The organism is Stenotrophomonas sp. NPDC077659 (assembly GCF_050268705.1).
GTDB lineage: Bacteria > Pseudomonadota > Gammaproteobacteria > Xanthomonadales > Xanthomonadaceae > Stenotrophomonas.
Genome location: NZ_JBNNHG010000094.1, coordinates 1 through 14,715, shown reverse-complemented (window position 1 = coordinate 14,715; position 14,715 = coordinate 1). Strand labels below are relative to the sequence as shown.

The window sequence follows — 14,715 nt, the reverse complement described above, 5'->3', positions numbered from 1 at the left end:
CCGTCGCCACCCACCTGGCCGCGTACGCGGCATTGCAGGGCAAGGCCACGGTGATCGCCGATGCCGACCCGCAGGGCTCCAGCACCCGCTGGGCCCAGCGCCGGGCCGGGCTGGAGAGCGCCGTCCTGCCCATCGACGTGTACCGGAAGAAGCAGTGGGCGCAGAAGCTGCCCGACGGCACCGATACCGTCATCATCGACGCGCCAGCCGGTGCGCTGGCCGACGATATCCCCCATTTCCTCGACGCCGCCGATGCCGTGGTGGTGCCGGTGCTGCCCTCGGCGCTGGACATCGAAGCCATCGTCGGCTTCCTCAACAGCCTGGCGCAGAACCCGCGCGTGCACAGCCGCAAGCTGCCGGTGGGCTTGGTCCTCAACCGCACCAAGCCGTGGACCCAGACCTCGCAGCAGGCGCTGCACATGCTGGGCGAGTGGCCTTACCCGGTGGTGGCCCAGCTGCGTGACAGCCAGAGCTATGTGGTCATGACCGGCCTCGGCCGCAGTCTGTTCGACTACCGCTCGGCCCAGGTGCGCGAGCACCAGGCCGACTGGGAACCACTGCTGGCCTGGTTGAAGCTGTGACGCCTGCGTCACTCTCTGTGCTGCATCCTCTCTTCATGGAAACCCGCGATGCGTGAACTGATCCTGCTGCGTCATGCCCATGCCGAACCGGCCACTCCCGGCCAGGCCGACCTTGATCGGCCGTTGTCGCCGGTAGGTCTTGCCGAAGCCGAGGCGGCCGGCAAGTGGCTGAAGGAAAACAACCTGCTGCCGGACTGCGTGCTGTGCTCGCCGTCGCGACGCACCCGCGAGACCCTGGAAGCGGTGCTGGCCACCATCGGGTATGTCGAAAAGCGCCTGGAAGACCGCATCTACGAGGCCACCCCGGGCACTCTGGCCGCGCTGGTGGATGAACGCCGCGACCTGGACCGGGTGTTGATCGTCGGCCACAACCCCGGCCTGGAACGGCTGGTGGCGCTGATGACCGAGGGCACCAGCAGCGACTACCGCGGCATGCCGCCGGCGGCCGTGGCCGTGCTCGGGTTCCCGCGCGAGGCAGCGATCGAGCCGGGCGTGGCCAGCCTGAACGCCTTCTGGTGGCCGTGAGTCGATGATCCTGGCACGGCCCGGCCGCTGCCTGCTGCCGGTGCTGCTGGCCTGCAGCCCGGCCTGGGCTGCCCCTCCTCCCCCCACAGCGCTGCCGCCGGTGTCGGCACTGGCGTCGGCCGAGTCGCCGCGCGTGCTGTACCTGGACCTGCACCAGTCGCAGATCGGCTTCGAGGTGCGCACCCGCTTCGGCCAGCGCATCGAAGGGCAGTTCCCGCATTTCGAGGGACGCGTCGAAGTGTTGTCCGATGGCCGACACCAGGTGCACCTGAAGATGTTCACCCGCTCGGTGGAGATTCCAGGCAAGGAGCGCTACACCGGCTGGATGCGTGGGCCGGAGTTCTTCGATGCTGGCCGCTACCCGTCGGTCGAGTTCGACTCGCTGCCATACTGGCCGGACACCATCAGCGAGGGTGGCGACATCCAGGGCCGGCTGACCCTGCGCGGGGTCAGCCACCCGGAGACCCTGCGGGTGGAGAAGGCGGAATGTCCCCGACCCGGCTATGATTGCGATGTCGTCAGCCGCGGTACCGTGCAACGAGGCCGGTATGGCATGGACAGCTGGCAGCTTGCCTTGAGTGACCGAGTGACCTTCGTACTACGAGCCCGCATGAGCGAGGCGCCGAAACCGTGAACCTCCTGCTGCGTGTACTGGCGCTGGCAACCGTGTTGCTGGGCAGCGGCTGTGCGTCGCTGTCCAACGCCGAGCGCGACCGTGCCCAGGCCATCGCCGTGCAGGCCCGTTCGGCCGAGGTGGACTGCCAGCGCGCCGACCGTTGCGCGCAGGATTCGCCGCTGCGGGCCCTGGCCGGTCGCGCATTCAGCGAATCCACCGAAGCGCAGCCGCAGCACTACGCCACCCTGCTCGACGAGGGCGAGGGCGCTCTGGTCGCCCGCCTGAACCTGCTGCGCAGCGCCACCCGCAGCATCGACCTGCAGACCTACATCTTCGACAAGGACGACAGCGCCCGGCTGATCATCGACGAGTTGCTGGCCGCCTCCCGCCGCGGGGTGAAGGTGCGGGTCCTGATCGACCAGCTGTCGGCCATCTCCGACCTGGAGATCCTCGGTGCACTGTCCGGTGCCCACCAGAACTTCCAGCTGCGGGTCTACAACCCGACCTTCGGCAAGGCCCGTCTGAACTACTTCGACTATGCCGGCAGCGTGCTGTGCTGCTTCCGACGCTTCAACCAGCGCATGCATAACAAGCTGCTGGTCATCGATGATGCGATCGGCGTGGTCGGTGGCCGCAACTACCAGGACGACTATTACGACTGGGACCGCGAGTACAACTTCCGCGACCGCGACGTGCTGATCGCCGGGCCGGAAGCGCGGGCGATGGCCGCCAACTTCGACGCATTCTGGCGCGCGCCGCGCAGCGTCCCTGCCGAACGCCTGAATGATGTTGGCCGCACCCTGCTCAAACAGGGCGTGCCGGCCCTGCCGCCGGCGCAGTTCCGCCGCCCCGAGCGGGTGGAGCGGGTCAGCGAGGAGGCCAGCGACACCGGGTTCATCACACGTTCGTTCGTCGACACTGCGTTGCCGGTGCATTCGGTGCGCTACGTGGCCGATCTGCCGCGCAAGCACCGCCGCGAACGCGCCGACGCACCGCTGGCCGGCCAGCACGTCACCGAGCCGCAGCTGGACGCGCTCATTTCCGGCGCGCAGAAGGAAGTGATCCTGCAGACGCCATACCTGGTGCTGTCCAAGCCGGCGCAGAAGCTGTTCCGCGAGCTGCGCAAGCGGCCCGAGCCGCCGCGCGTGGTGGTGTCCAGCAACAGCCTGGCGGCCACCGACAACCCGATCGTGTATGCGCTGTCATACAAGTACAAGCGGCGCAACATGCGCGAACTGGGCTTCAACATCTTCGAATACAAGCCGTTCCCGCTGGATGCCCCGGTGGACTACCGCAACCTGCTGCCCGACCCGCTGGGCAGCGGTGGGAGTGCCGGCGGTGACCCGGGCATGCGCAATCCGCTGATCGGCGGCAGCGCGGCGGGCAGCAATGCCGGCGGGGGCAACGACGATGCACCTGCAACGCGCGCGGCTGCCGGTCCCGAAGCGCAGGACGCGCGCCCGGCCGTGGAGCACCCGCGCCTGGGCAGCGCCTACGACAACAGCCGTGCACGGCGGCGTGCGGCCGGCAGCGAAGTGGAAACGCGCCTGCTGCGTACCGAAACGCGGCCCTCGTTCCTGGGCAGCAAGGCGGTCAACAAGCCGCTGCCGGTCACCCGCAAGGGCGCGCGCATGGGCCTGCATGCCAAATCGCTGGTGGTCGACCGCCGCATCGGCGTGGTCGGTACCCACAACTTCGATCCGCGCAGCGAGAACTACAACACCGAAGGCGCGGTCATCATCGACGACCCGGTGTTTGCCGAGCAGCTGGCGCAGAGCATCCTGCGCGACACCCACCCGCAGAATTCCTGGACGGTGGCGCCGCGCGCCAAGCCGCCGGTGCTGTCGGGGCTGAACTACAGCGTCGGCAAAGCCTCCGAGGCGTTGCCCATCCTCGACTTCTGGCCGTGGCGCTATGCCACCGATTACGAGTTCCAGCCCGGCGTGGACTGCCCGCAGCCGCTGCCACGGCAGAGCCCGGCTTTCCACCGCTGCTATGTGCCCGTCGGTGATTTCCCCGAAGTGAACGTTGGCCCGAAATGGCTGCTGGTGCGCATGCTCACCGCATTCGGCGCCGGCCTCGTCCCCATCCTCTGAAGGTGCTTGCATGACCCAGGTGTTCCGCGAAGCCGTCTCCATCGAACAGCTCAACACGCTCAGCCGTGGCACGGCCATCGATACCCTGGGCATCGTCTTCACCGCGGCCGGTGGCGACTGGCTGCAGGCGACCATGCCGGTCGATGAGCGCACGCGCCAACCGTACGGCATCCTGCACGGTGGTGCCTCGGTGGTGCTGGCCGAAACCCTGGGCAGCAGCGCCGGCAATCTCTGCGTGGATACCGGCAAGCAGGTCTGCGTGGGCCTGGAAATCAACGCCAACCATGTGCGCGCGGTGCGCAGCGGCACCGTTACCGGTACCGCCCGTGCCGTGCACGTGGGCCGCAGCACGCAGCTGTGGGAGATCCGCATCGAAGACGAACAGGGCCGGCTGGTGTGCATTTCGCGGCTGACCCTGGCGGTGGTGGCAGCAGGCCACGGCTGAGGCCGATGTCCGGCCTTCCTGCCCCTGCTGCGCTGCCGCTGCGGATCATCGCCAGCGGCGCCTACCTGCCACGCCTGCGCGTGCCATCGCAGCAGTTCGACCAGCGCTGGAACAAACCGGCCGGCTGGGTTGAACGGCACAGCGGCGTGGCCAGCCGCAGGCATGCCTCGGCCGATGAGCGGGCCTCGTGGATGGGCGCGCAGGCCGCGCGCCAGGCCCTGCACCACGCTGGCCTGGCACCCTCCGACATCGACTGCATCATCTCCGCCTGCGGGGTGATGGAGCAGGCCATTCCCTGCCAGGCCGTACTGGTGCAGCGGGCCCTTGGCCTGGGCGACAGCGGCGTACCCTCCTTCGACGTCAACGCCACCTGCCTGGGCTTTGTGGTGGCACTGGAAATGGCCGGCAGCCTGCTGGCGCTGGGCCGCTACCGGCGCGTGCTGATCGTCTGCAGCGACATCCCCAGTTCCGGGCTCGACCCGGACGATCCGCTCACCGCACCGCTGTTTGGCGATGGCGCGGTGGCGATGCTGGTCGAGCGCGCTGGCGCAGGCCAGGCTTCGGCGCTGCTGGCCACCCGCCTGCGCACCTATGGCGACGGTGCGGACCTGTGCCAGGTGCCGACCTGCGGCACCGGCATGCGCCTGTTCGAGGATATCGATGCCTACCGGGCCGCCCATCATTTCCAGATGCAGGGCAAGGCTCTTTACCGCGAAGCCGCGCGGCGCCTGCCCGGTTTCCTGCAGGATCTGCTGGACAGCGCCGGCACCACCCTGGCCGAGTGCGATGTGATCGTGCCCCACCAGGCCAGCGGGCAGGCGCTGGACCACCTGCAACGCGTGCTGGGCCTGCCGCCGCAGCGGCTGGTGCGCATCCTGCGCGAGCACGGCAACCAGCTGGCGGCCTCGTTGCCGATGGCCCTGCACCAGGCGCTGGCCGACGGCCGCCTGCGGCGTGGCGGCCAGGCCCTGCTGATCGGCACCGGCGCCGGCCTGGCGCTGGGCGGCGCGGTACTGCGCTACTGATGCGCAGGGTCCTGGTCACCGGCGCCAGTGGTTTCATCGGCCAGCATGTCGCACGCGCGCTGGCGGCACAGGGCTGGCAGGTGCGCGGCAGCGGGCGCGATGTGCTTCGGCTGCAGGCGCTGGCCGCGCACGGCATCGAGGTCGTTGCTGCCGATCTTGCGCAGGACGCGCTGGCGCCGTTGCTGCAGGGCTGCGATGCGGTGGTGCACTGCGCGGCGATGTCACAGCCGTGGGGGACGGCGGCGGCGTTCCAGCGGGCCAACGTGCTGGCCACCACGCGCCTGCTGCAGGCCGCACAGGCGGCCGGTGTCGCCCGCCTGGTCCATCTGGGTTCGCCCAGCATCTATTTCCGCTTTGCCGACCAGTACGGTCTGGATGAACGCTTCCAGCCGCCACGGCGCTGGATCACCGGTTACGCCCGCAGCAAATGGGAATCGGAACTGGCCGTGGCCGCTGCCGCGCGCCAGGGGCTGCACACCGTGGTACTCCGCCCACGCGCGGTGTTCGGGCCGGGCGACCGCGCGATCCTGCCGCGCCTGCTGGCGGTGGCGGCCAGTGGCCGTTTTCCGCTGATCCATGGCGGCCGCGCGCTGATCGATGTCACCCCCATCGACGACGCGGTGCAGGCGGTGAGCCTGGCATTGCAGGCCGATGCGCGCTGCAGTGGGCGCGCGTACAACATCAGTGCCGGCACCCCGCTGCATGTGCACGCACTGGTCAGCGGCCTGTTCGAGGCGATGGATCTGCAGGTGCGCCTGCGGCCCGTGCCACGTTCGCTGGCGTTGGCTGCGGCCGGCGTGGCCGAGACCGTGGCGCGCCTGCGCCCGGGCCGCCCCGAGCCGCGTCTCACCCGCTATGGCGTGGGCGTGCTGGGGTATTCGCAGACGCTGGATATCCGTGCGGCGCGGCGCGACCTGGGCTACGTCCCGCGCACCGGTGTGCAGGCGGCCCTGCAGGCCTTCGCCACCCACTGGAAGCAGCACGGAGGCAACGATGGCACGGCTTGAGTGGGAACTGATCGAGGCCGGCCACTGCGTGCACCCGCAGCGCGCCGTCCGCCAGGGCGCCAGCTGGCACCGCTGCGAATTCCCCGCGCTGGTGGCGTTGCTGCGGCACCCGCAGCGGGGCCTCATCCTGTTCGATACTGGTTACTCGGAAGCGTTCCTGCAGGCGACTGCGCACTTCCCCGAGCGCCTGTACCGCTGGGTCACGCCGGTGCACCTGGGGCCGGGCCAGAGCGTGCGTGCGCAGCTGCAGCAGCGCGGTATCGCGGCGGCCGACATCGGCCTGGTGGTGCTTTCGCACCTGCATGGCGACCACGTCGGAGGCGTGCTCGATTTCCCCGATGTGCCGCTGCTGTGTTCGCAGGCGGCATGGCTGGACCAGGCGGCGCGTGGGCGCCTGCGCGCGCTCAGCGTGGGCCTGCTGCCGGCGCTGACCCGCGCCGCAGCGCCGCGGATGGGCTGGCTTGAACACCTGCCGGACGTCGGCCTGCCGCGCCCGTTCGATGCCTTCGGCCGCGGCCGCGACGTGCTGGGTGACCGCAGCCTGCTGGCGGTGCCACTGCCCGGCCACGCGGTGGGCCAGCACGGCCTGTTGTTCGAGGATGCCCAGGGCCGCCCGGTGTTCCTGGTGGCCGACGCGGCCTGGTCCAGTGCCGCCATCACCGATGGCGTGCCACCGCCGCGGCTGGTCACCGCCCTGCTGGGCCACACCGGCAGCTACCGGCAGACCCTGCAGCGGCTGCAGCACATCCAGCGCCAGGTGACCGGCCTGCAGCTGGTGCCGGCCCATTGCGGCCAGTGGCGGCCGCCCGCCACCCCGTAGAGCCGAGCCCACGCTCGGCTGCTCTTCGCGGCCCGCCGCCCCACCATCCCCGCCAACAGGACACCGTGTTCCCGCCCATGGCCGTGGTCAATGGGACTTATGGCCAGAATCGGCTGGCAGCGGCTGCGGCCCTCCGGTATCGTTCGCGGATGACTTCCCCCACTCCGGCCCCCCGTGGCGGCGTGGCGCGTGTGTGCCGTTACCTGTACCGCGTACCGCTGCTGTTGGTCCACATCATCGTGTTCCTGCCGTTGATCCTCATCGGCATGCTTCCGCCGTGGGGCGAACTGCGCGTGGGCGATGCCACCTTCGGTGCCAAGGTGGTCAACTGGTGGCAGGGCGGGCTGATGTGGATCTTCGGCTTCCGCCTGGCGCAGATCGGCCGCCCGCTGCCGGGCGCAGTGCTGTTCGTCGCCAACCACGTCAGCTGGGTGGATATCTCCATCCTGCACAGCCAGCGCATGATGGGTTTCGTTGCCAAGCGCGAGATCGCCAGCTGGCCGCTGGTGGGCTGGCTGGCCGCGCGCGGGCAGACCATCTTCCACCAGCGCGGCAACACCGAATCGCTCGGGGGGGTGATGCAGGTGATGGCTGACCGTCTGCGGGATGGCAAGGCGGTGGGCGTGTTCCCGGAAGGGCGTACCCGTGGCGGCCATGAAGTAGGCCCGTTCCATGCCCGCATCTTCCAGGCAGCAGTTGAAACCGGCGTGCCGGTACAGCCGGTGGCCCTGGTCTATGGCACCCATGGCGATGCCCAGACCATCGTGGCCTTTGGCCCGGGCGAGAGCTTCTTCGCCAATTTCCTGCGCCTGCTCGGTGAGCCGGCGCGACGTGCGGAAGTGCACTTCCTGGCGCCGATCGGTGCCCAGGACCTGGAAGGCCGTCGACGCATCGCGGAAACCTCGCGCGCGCGCATCGTGGCGGCCATGAGCACGCAGTGAGCATGCGGTGGCACTGATCCCGCCACCCGTCCTGGACGCCGGCACGCCGACGCTGCATGCGGCGGATTACCAGCCGCCGCGCTGGTTGCGCAACCCGCACCTGCAATCCATGCTCAGCTCCAGCCGCATGCGCCTGCAGCGCGGCCTGCTGCTGCTTGCCGCCACCGGTGCGGTCAGCGAAGAACTGATCCTCGACGGCGGCGACGGCGTGCGCCTGCAGGGCTGGCACAGCCACATCGAAGGCCGCGAGCCCCAGGGCATGGCCCTGCTGCTGCACGGCTGGGAAGGCAGTGCAGAATCCAGCTACATGCGCATGGCGGCCGCGCGCATGATCGAGCAGGGCTTCGACGTGATCCGGCTGAACTTCCGCGACCACGGCAATACCCATCACCTCAACCCCGGCATCTTCCACTCCAACCGCATCGATGAAGTGGTGCAGGCCGCTGGCGATATCGCGCGCCGCTGGCGGGACCTGCCGCTGGTGGCCGCAGGCTATTCGCTGGGTGGCAACTTCGTGCTGCGGCTGGCCCTGCGCGCGCCGGGTGCCGGTGTGCCGCTGCAGCGGGTGGCCTCGGTATGCCCGGTGCTGGATCCGGCGCTGACCATGGACAGCATCCAGAACGGGCCGGCGATGTACGACTGGTATTTCCGCCGCAAATGGGCCGGTTCGCTGCGCCGCAAGCGCGACCTGTTCCCGGAACTGAGCGACTGCGACGACCGCGTGCTGAAGCTGGACATCCGTGCGCTGACCACCTGGCTGGTCGAGCGGCATACCGATTTCGGCTCGCTGCAGGCGTATTTCGACGGGTATTCGATTGCCGGCGACCGCCTGTCCACCCTGCAGGTACCGGCCGACATCCTGATGGCCCAGGATGATCCGGTCATTCCCTATTCGACCTTCAGCGACTGGCAGCTGCCGCAGCAGGCGCGGCTGGAAACGGCCTGCTGGGGCGGCCACTGCGGGTTCCTGGAAAACTGGCGCGGCGACGGCTTCTCCGAACGCTGGGTGGCCCAGCGCCTGCAGCGGGTGCTGGCGGGCTGAACCGGCACCTGTGCGCGGGCCGTTACAATGCGGGTTTGCCATTGAACCGGACTGCCATGCAAGACCAGATTCTCCAGGCCCTGCGCCAGAACGACACCGCACAGGCCGTGCAGTTGGCACAGGCGTGGGTGCACGACGAACCCGGCCAGGCACAGGCCCACCGCTGGCTGGCGCTTGCGCTGCAGCAGCAGGGCCAGGCCGAGGCCGCGATGGAAGCGCTGCAGCAGGCGCTGCAGCTGGCTCCCGATGATGCACAGCTGCACCTGCAGCAGGCCGGCCTGCTGCTGGCCCTGCGCCATTTCGAAGGCGCCGACGAAGCGCTGCTGCGCACCACCGATCTGAACCCCAATGCGTTCGAGGCCTACCTGATGCAGGCCCATCTGGCGATCGGCCGCAATGACATCGACAGCGCCGCGCGGCAGACCACGATGGCAGCGCGGCTGGAGCCGGAGCACCCTGAAGTGCTGGCCCTGCAGGGCATGGTGGCCCTGCGCCGCGATGACGCCGACCGTGCGCTGCAGCTGCTGTCCGAAGCCGCCCGGCAGATGGCCCACGACCCGCGCGTGCTGTACGCACTGGGTTCGGCCTACCTGGCCAAGGACATGCTGGCCTTCGCCGAGCAGGCCTTCCGCCGGGTGCTGGAGATCAATCCGGCGATGACCAGCCTGCATGGCCTGGTGGTGCAGCTGGCGCTGCGCCAGGGCAACGTCGAAGCCGCCCACCAGCAGCTGCAGCAGGCGCTGCAGGTGCCCGGCCTGGATACGCCTGCGCTGCAGCGCCTGGGTGCCGAGATCGCCCTGCAGGCCGACCAGCCCATGCAGGCGCTGGAGCAGCTGCGGCCGATGCTGAGGGCCAACCCGGACGACCGCCGCGTGGTCGAACTGCTGCTGGCCTGCTGGCAGCGCCTGGGCCGCGAAGAGGAAGCCCGCGCCGAACTGGATGCGGTGCTGGCCGAGCACCCGCAGCTGCCGCACCTGTGGCTGGCACGACTGGCGCCGGAAGGTTTCGGCAGCCCGGGCGCGGTGGCCGTGGCCGACCGCTGGATCGAGGCCATGCCCGACTTCGTGCCAGCACTGGAAGCACGCCTGCGCCTGCATGAAGCGGCCGGTGAAACCGACGCCGTGGAAGCGATCGCCCGTCGCATCATCGCACTGGAGCCGGGCCGCATCAGCGGCGAAACCCGCGTGGTCGGGGCGCTGCTGGCACGTGATCCGGCGGCCGCTGTCGCCCACGTGCAGGGCATGATCGACGCGGCGCCGGAAGAGCGCCGCCGCGAGCTGCGTACCTGGCTGGGCGAAATCTTCGACCAGGCGGGCCAGCCGCGCGACGCGCTGCGCACCTGGCTGGACCTGCATGCCGACCAGAACGCGCAGCGCGTGCCGCTGCCGCCGCAGGCCAAGGCCCCGCCGAGCTGGCCCGACCTGGGGACGGTCGATCCTGAGGCCGCTGCATCCGCACCGATCTTCCTGTGGGGTGCGCCGGGTTCGGGCGTCGAGCGCGTGGCCGTCACCCTCACCGGGGCCAGCCCGGTGATGCGCAGCGACCGTTTCGCGCAGACTCCGCCCGATGATGCGTTCCAGAACTACTTCACCCTGCAGAGGCTGGCCTCGGGCGATCTCAGCCCGGAGGGCCTGGTGAGCGGCTGGCGTGACGCGCTGCGTACGCGTGGCGTGCAGAACGACACCGTCATCGACTGGCTGCTGTGGTGGGACAACGCGCTGCTGTGGTCGCTGCGCCCGCACTTGCCGCAGGGCCGCCTGCTGGTGGTGCTGCGCGACCCGCGCGACATGCTGCTGGACTGGATCGCCTACGGCGCGCCGGCGCCGTTCGTGGTCAACAACGTGGCCGAAGTGGCCGAGTGGCTGGCGCGTTCGATGGCCCAGGTGGCCACCCTGCACGAGCAGGATCTGTACCCGCACATCCTGATGCGTATCGACGAGGTGCGCGATGATCCGCGCGTGGTCGCCGGCATGCTGCAGGAGCTCTTCAATACCCCGATCCCGCCGGCCCAGCGCATCGGCCCGCCGCGCTTCCCGGCCGGCCACTGGCGCCAGTACGCCGACGTGATGGGTGCAGCGTTTGAACTGTTGACCCCGGTCGCGGTGCGGCTGGGTTATCCCGAAGCGTAAGGAGCCGTTCCATGCAACTGAGCAGCACCAGCCTTACCGCCGGCGCCCCGATCGACCGCGAGTTCGCGGCCGGCGATGCCGATGGTTTTGCCCCCAACCGAAACCCGCACCTGGCCTGGAGCGGGGTGCCCGAGGGCACCCGTTCGTTCCTGCTGGTCTGCGTGGACCCGGATGTGCCGACCGTGCCTGGGACGGTCGGCCGCACCGACATGACGGTGCCGCGCGACCAGCCGCGCTGCGATTTCGTGCACTGGGTGATGGCCGATATCCCGGCGTCGGTGCATGAGATCGCGGCCGGCAGCTGCAGCGATGGTTTCGTGGCCAAGGGCAAGCCCGCACCGGCCGGCCCGGCCGGCAGCCGCCAGGGCGTGAACGACTTCACCGGCTGGTTTGCCGGCAATCCGGACATGGCCGGCGATTACCTGGGCTATGACGGCCCGTATCCGCCGTTCAACGACGAGCGGGTACACCGTTACTTCTTCCGCGTATTCGCGCTGGATGTTCCGACGCTGGACCTGCCACCGCGCTTTACCGCCGCCGATGCCTACCGCGCCATGCATGGCCACGTGCTGGCCGAAGCCACGCTGCACGGCACCTACACGCTGAACCCGGCGCTGTAACCGCACCTCCGGTAGCGCCGGCCGCTGGCCGGCCGCACCCTTTGTAGAGCCGAGCCATGCTGGGCTGTGCCTTTTTGTAGAGCCGAGCCATGCTCGGCTGCTGCCAAACAGTCGAGCACGCTCGGCTCTACAAAGGCCGGTCGAGCAAGCCGACTGACAGTCGGCTCTACTACGCACTGACCGGCGTCAGCGCTCGGTAGCCGACTCGACCACCATGTCCAGCACGTATGCCTGCGAGGACGCATCGGCGGGCGGGTTCTTCACCGCAAAGCGCTTCACCCGAACCACGTTGCGCACGCCATCCTCATGGGTGTAGCCCTCGATGGTGCCGTAGAAGTTCTCGAACTTGCCCGGCTCGCCCTGCTTCAGGCCCTTGTCGTCGAACTTCACCTCACGCACCTGCAGGCACTGGTAGTCCTGAATCAGCGGGTGCGAGCACTTTTCGGTCTTCGCGGCCACTTCCAGGAACACGGTTTCGCCCGGGCCGCCGAAGCGGGTTTCGGCGGTCGGCTCCGGCGCGAACACCAGGACGTCGCCGTTGCCGGTGGCCAGGGTCAGCGTGCCATCGGTATCCTGCGTGGCCTTCAGCTCGCCCTGCAGGCGGCTGGACACCGCATCGTCCAGCGCCATCAGCGCCTTGTCGGTGCAGGCCATCATGGTCGATGCCATCGCGCCCACCTTCAGCGCGCCGTTCTCCAGCGTGTAACCACCACCCAGACGGTTGCAGGTGTTGCTCACCGACAGGCGGCCATCGGCGAAGTCCAGGGTGACCGGCTTGTCAGCGCGGGCAAACAGCGCATCGATGCGCTTGCCGTCGGCCGCTGTGGCCTGCTTCAGCAACCAGTGCTGGCTCTGCAGGCGCTGCGCATCCAAGTGCGCCAGCGTCTGCTGGTCTGCCGCCTTGGTGGCGGCCGGGGCCACGTCGTCGCCGCCGGTGCCGGCCGGTGCCGGGGTCTGGCTGCAGGCGGCCAGCAGGGCCAGCGGGAGGAGCAGGGTTAGCGTGCGGTTCATGGTGGTGTGTCTCCTTGGGGAACCAGGGGAAATACGTGTGGGGGCCGGCGAAGGGGTTGCCGCGCCCCGGCACCATTCAGCTGCCGGCAGGCAACCACAGCAGCAGTGCAGCGCCCAAGGCGATGCGGTAGACGGCAAAGGCAGTGAATCTGTGCGACTTGATATAGCCCATCAGCCACTTCACTACGACGAAGCCGGTGATGGCGGCGGCAACGAAGGCCACGCCGACGTCGGTCCAGTTCTCGCTGGCCAGGTTTCCTTCCTTGGCCAGTTCCAGGAAGGTGTAGGCGCTGGCGGCGAACATGGTGGGGATGCCCAGCAGGAACACGAACTCGGCCGCGGCCGCGCGGCGGCTCAGGCCCAGCAGCATGGCCAGGAAGATCGCCGAGGCCGAACGCGAAGTGCCGGGGAACACGCCGGCCACCACCTGCGCCAGGCCTACGCCGATGGCCACCGTCCAGGTCACCTGGTCACGATCGGGCAGGCGTGCGGTATAGGCCTCCACCAGCAGCATCCACACGCCACCAATGATCAGCGCCCAGGCCACCGGGCCCACGGTTTCCGGCAGCGACCAGCCGGCCTTGCGCACCACCAGGCCGACCACGGCGGTCACCAGGAAGGCTGCGCCCAGCTTGAACACGTACTCGCGGTTCTCGCGCTGGCCCAAGCCGGTGGCCAGCTGCAGCAGGCGCTGGCGGAACACCAGCACCACCGCCAGGATCGCACCGGCCTGGATGATGATGTTGAAGAAGTCCGAGCGCGCGCCCAGCCAGTGCTGGGCGATCAGCAGGTGGCCGGTGCTGGAGATCGGCAGGAATTCGGTAAGGCCTTCAAGGATGCCCAGCAACAGGGCGGAGAGCAGATCGGACATGGAGGGCGTAGGTGCGGGCAGCGAAAGAAGGAAGGTCGAGAGGATAGACGATCCCCGCCGCACCAAACGGGTGCGCGAAGTGGTGCCTGCACTCCTTTGGTGCGGGCTGACCTGCACTGCGTCTGGGCGCAACATTGAAAATCAATGACTTGCGTTCAAGAAAAAGTTGGCACGGTCATTGCTGTACCTCAGTAGGCATTCATCCCCATCCGAGGTCGTACCGATGTCCGTGGAAAACGTTGAGAAGCTGATCAAGGACAACCAGATCGAGTTCGTCGATCTGCGTTTCGTGGATATGCGTGGCGTCGAACAGCACGTCACCTTCCCGGTCAGCATCATCGAACCGTCGCTGTTTGAAGAAGGCAAGATGTTCGACGGCAGCTCGATCGCCGGCTGGAAGGGCATCAACGAATCGGACATGGTCCTGCTGCCCGACACCACCAGCGCTTACGTCGATCCGTTCTACGCCGATCCGACCCTCGTGATCAGCTGCGACATCCTCGACCCGGCCACCATGCAGCCGTACGGCCGCTGCCCGCGCGGCATCGCCAAGCGCGCCGAGGCGTACCTGAAGTCCTCCGGCATTGCCGAAGCTGCGTTCTTCGGCCCGGAGCCGGAATTCTTCATCTTCGATTCGGTCCGTTTCGCCAATGAAATGGGCAATACCTTCTTCAAGGTCGATTCGGAAGAAGCGGCCTGGAACAGCGGCGCCAAGTACGACGGCGCCAACAGCGGTTACCGTCCCGGCGTGAAGGGCGGCTACTTCCCCGTTCCGCCGACCGACACCCTGCACGACCTGCGCGCTGAAATGTGCAAGACCCTGCAACAGGTCGGCATCGAAGTGGAAGTGCAGCACCACGAAGTGGCCACCGCCGGCCAGTGCGAAATCGGCACCAAGTTCAGCACCCTGGTGCAGAAGGCCGACGAACTGCTGCACGTCCTGCGCGGCGATGTCGATGTCCCGGTCCATCGAGAACTGCAGGATG

The 14,715-nt window shown here is 68.7% G+C and carries 15 protein-coding genes; 13 read left to right on the top strand and 2 right to left on the bottom strand.

The genetic code is table 11. The features are described from left to right. The 12 genes from ACQKDV_RS13390 to ACQKDV_RS13335 all read left to right on the top strand — a co-directional run. A partial coding sequence (locus ACQKDV_RS13390; protein ID WP_427784244.1) for a ParA family protein occupies window positions 1-581 on the top strand: 581 nt, incomplete at its 5' end. Between the two features lie 48 nt (window positions 582-629). Continuing rightward, window positions 630-1,106 (top strand): SixA phosphatase family protein, encoded by a 477-nt coding sequence (locus tag ACQKDV_RS13385; protein ID WP_108763614.1) that lies wholly within the window; start codon window positions 630-632, stop codon window positions 1,104-1,106. A 4-nt stretch (window positions 1,107-1,110) separates the two neighbouring features. After that, window positions 1,111-1,740 carry a YceI family protein gene (locus tag ACQKDV_RS13380; protein WP_427784241.1) on the top strand — a complete coding sequence of 210 codons (630 nt, stop codon included), beginning with the start codon at window positions 1,111-1,113 and terminating at the stop codon, window positions 1,738-1,740. Continuing rightward, window positions 1,737-3,818, top strand: a complete 2,082-nt coding sequence (locus tag ACQKDV_RS13375; RefSeq protein ID WP_427784240.1) for a phospholipase D family protein — start codon at window positions 1,737-1,739, stop codon at window positions 3,816-3,818. Before ACQKDV_RS13380 ends, ACQKDV_RS13375 begins: the two co-directional genes overlap by 4 nt. 10 nt (window positions 3,819-3,828) lie before the next feature. Further along, on the top strand, window positions 3,829-4,263 hold the full coding sequence (locus tag ACQKDV_RS13370) for a hotdog fold thioesterase (protein ID WP_427784239.1): 435 nt from the start codon (window positions 3,829-3,831) through the stop codon (window positions 4,261-4,263). 5 nt (window positions 4,264-4,268) lie between these two features. Then, a complete protein-coding gene (locus ACQKDV_RS13365) occupies window positions 4,269-5,288 on the top strand; it encodes a 3-oxoacyl-[acyl-carrier-protein] synthase III C-terminal domain-containing protein (RefSeq protein WP_427784236.1) in 1,020 nt (339 codons plus the stop codon). Continuing rightward, window positions 5,288-6,295, top strand: a complete 1,008-nt coding sequence (locus ACQKDV_RS13360) for an NAD-dependent epimerase/dehydratase family protein (protein WP_427784234.1) — start codon at window positions 5,288-5,290, stop codon at window positions 6,293-6,295. The genes ACQKDV_RS13365 and ACQKDV_RS13360 overlap by 1 nt, the downstream gene beginning before the upstream one ends. After that, entirely contained in the window at window positions 6,282-7,115 is an 834-nt protein-coding gene (locus ACQKDV_RS13355) for an MBL fold metallo-hydrolase (protein WP_427784232.1), read from the top strand. Before ACQKDV_RS13360 ends, ACQKDV_RS13355 begins: the two co-directional genes overlap by 14 nt. Window positions 7,116-7,264: 149 nt before the next feature. Beyond that, the gene (locus ACQKDV_RS13350) at window positions 7,265-8,056 is read left to right on the top strand and encodes a lysophospholipid acyltransferase family protein (RefSeq protein WP_427784230.1); all 792 of its coding nucleotides are present in this window, start codon (window positions 7,265-7,267) and stop codon (window positions 8,054-8,056) included. Between the two features lie 7 nt (window positions 8,057-8,063). Next, window positions 8,064-9,098, top strand: a complete 1,035-nt coding sequence (locus ACQKDV_RS13345; protein WP_427784229.1) for a YheT family hydrolase — start codon at window positions 8,064-8,066, stop codon at window positions 9,096-9,098. A gap of 56 nt (window positions 9,099-9,154) precedes the next feature. Further along, complete coding sequence (locus ACQKDV_RS13340; protein WP_427784227.1) at window positions 9,155-11,227, top strand: tetratricopeptide repeat protein; 2,073 nt, start codon at window positions 9,155-9,157, stop codon at window positions 11,225-11,227. 11 nt (window positions 11,228-11,238) lie between these two features. After that, window positions 11,239-11,847 (top strand): YbhB/YbcL family Raf kinase inhibitor-like protein, encoded by a 609-nt coding sequence (locus tag ACQKDV_RS13335; protein ID WP_427784225.1) that lies wholly within the window; start codon window positions 11,239-11,241, stop codon window positions 11,845-11,847. Between the two features lie 186 nt (window positions 11,848-12,033). On the opposite strand, the gene ACQKDV_RS13330 is transcribed toward ACQKDV_RS13335, so the two are convergent. Together ACQKDV_RS13330 and ACQKDV_RS13325 are read right to left on the bottom strand one after the other, a co-directional pair. Next, window positions 12,034-12,858, bottom strand: coding sequence for an META domain-containing protein (locus ACQKDV_RS13330; RefSeq protein ID WP_427784223.1), 825 nt, complete (start codon window positions 12,856-12,858; stop codon window positions 12,034-12,036). Window positions 12,859-12,934: 76 nt separating this feature from the next. After that, window positions 12,935-13,729: an undecaprenyl-diphosphate phosphatase gene (locus ACQKDV_RS13325; RefSeq protein WP_427784222.1), complete on the bottom strand. Its 795-nt coding sequence runs from the start codon at window positions 13,727-13,729 to the stop codon at window positions 12,935-12,937. 223 nt (window positions 13,730-13,952) lie between these two features. On the opposite strand from ACQKDV_RS13325, the gene ACQKDV_RS13320 reads away from it, so the two are divergent. Further along, the coding region (locus ACQKDV_RS13320; protein WP_427784220.1) for a glutamine synthetase beta-grasp domain-containing protein at window positions 13,953-14,715 on the top strand (763 nt) is incomplete at its 3' end.

Coding starts and splice junctions, on each gene's coding strand:
- ACQKDV_RS13365 (WP_427784236.1), top strand. CDS start 4,269: ATGTCCGGCCTTCCTGCCCCTGCTGCGCTGCCGCTGCGGATCATCGCC.
- ACQKDV_RS13350 (WP_427784230.1), top strand. CDS start 7,265: ATGACTTCCCCCACTCCGGCCCCCCGTGGCGGCGTGGCGCGTGTGTGC.
- ACQKDV_RS13325 (WP_427784222.1), bottom strand. CDS start 13,729: ATGTCCGATCTGCTCTCCGCCCTGTTGCTGGGCATCCTTGAAGGCCTT.
- ACQKDV_RS13385 (WP_108763614.1), top strand. CDS start 630: ATGCGTGAACTGATCCTGCTGCGTCATGCCCATGCCGAACCGGCCACT.
- ACQKDV_RS13335 (WP_427784225.1), top strand. CDS start 11,239: ATGCAACTGAGCAGCACCAGCCTTACCGCCGGCGCCCCGATCGACCGC.
- ACQKDV_RS13380 (WP_427784241.1), top strand. CDS start 1,111: ATGATCCTGGCACGGCCCGGCCGCTGCCTGCTGCCGGTGCTGCTGGCC.
- ACQKDV_RS13330 (WP_427784223.1), bottom strand. CDS start 12,858: ATGAACCGCACGCTAACCCTGCTCCTCCCGCTGGCCCTGCTGGCCGCC.
- ACQKDV_RS13340 (WP_427784227.1), top strand. CDS start 9,155: ATGCAAGACCAGATTCTCCAGGCCCTGCGCCAGAACGACACCGCACAG.
- ACQKDV_RS13360 (WP_427784234.1), top strand. CDS start 5,288: ATGCGCAGGGTCCTGGTCACCGGCGCCAGTGGTTTCATCGGCCAGCAT.
- ACQKDV_RS13370 (WP_427784239.1), top strand. CDS start 3,829: ATGACCCAGGTGTTCCGCGAAGCCGTCTCCATCGAACAGCTCAACACG.
- ACQKDV_RS13355 (WP_427784232.1), top strand. CDS start 6,282: ATGGCACGGCTTGAGTGGGAACTGATCGAGGCCGGCCACTGCGTGCAC.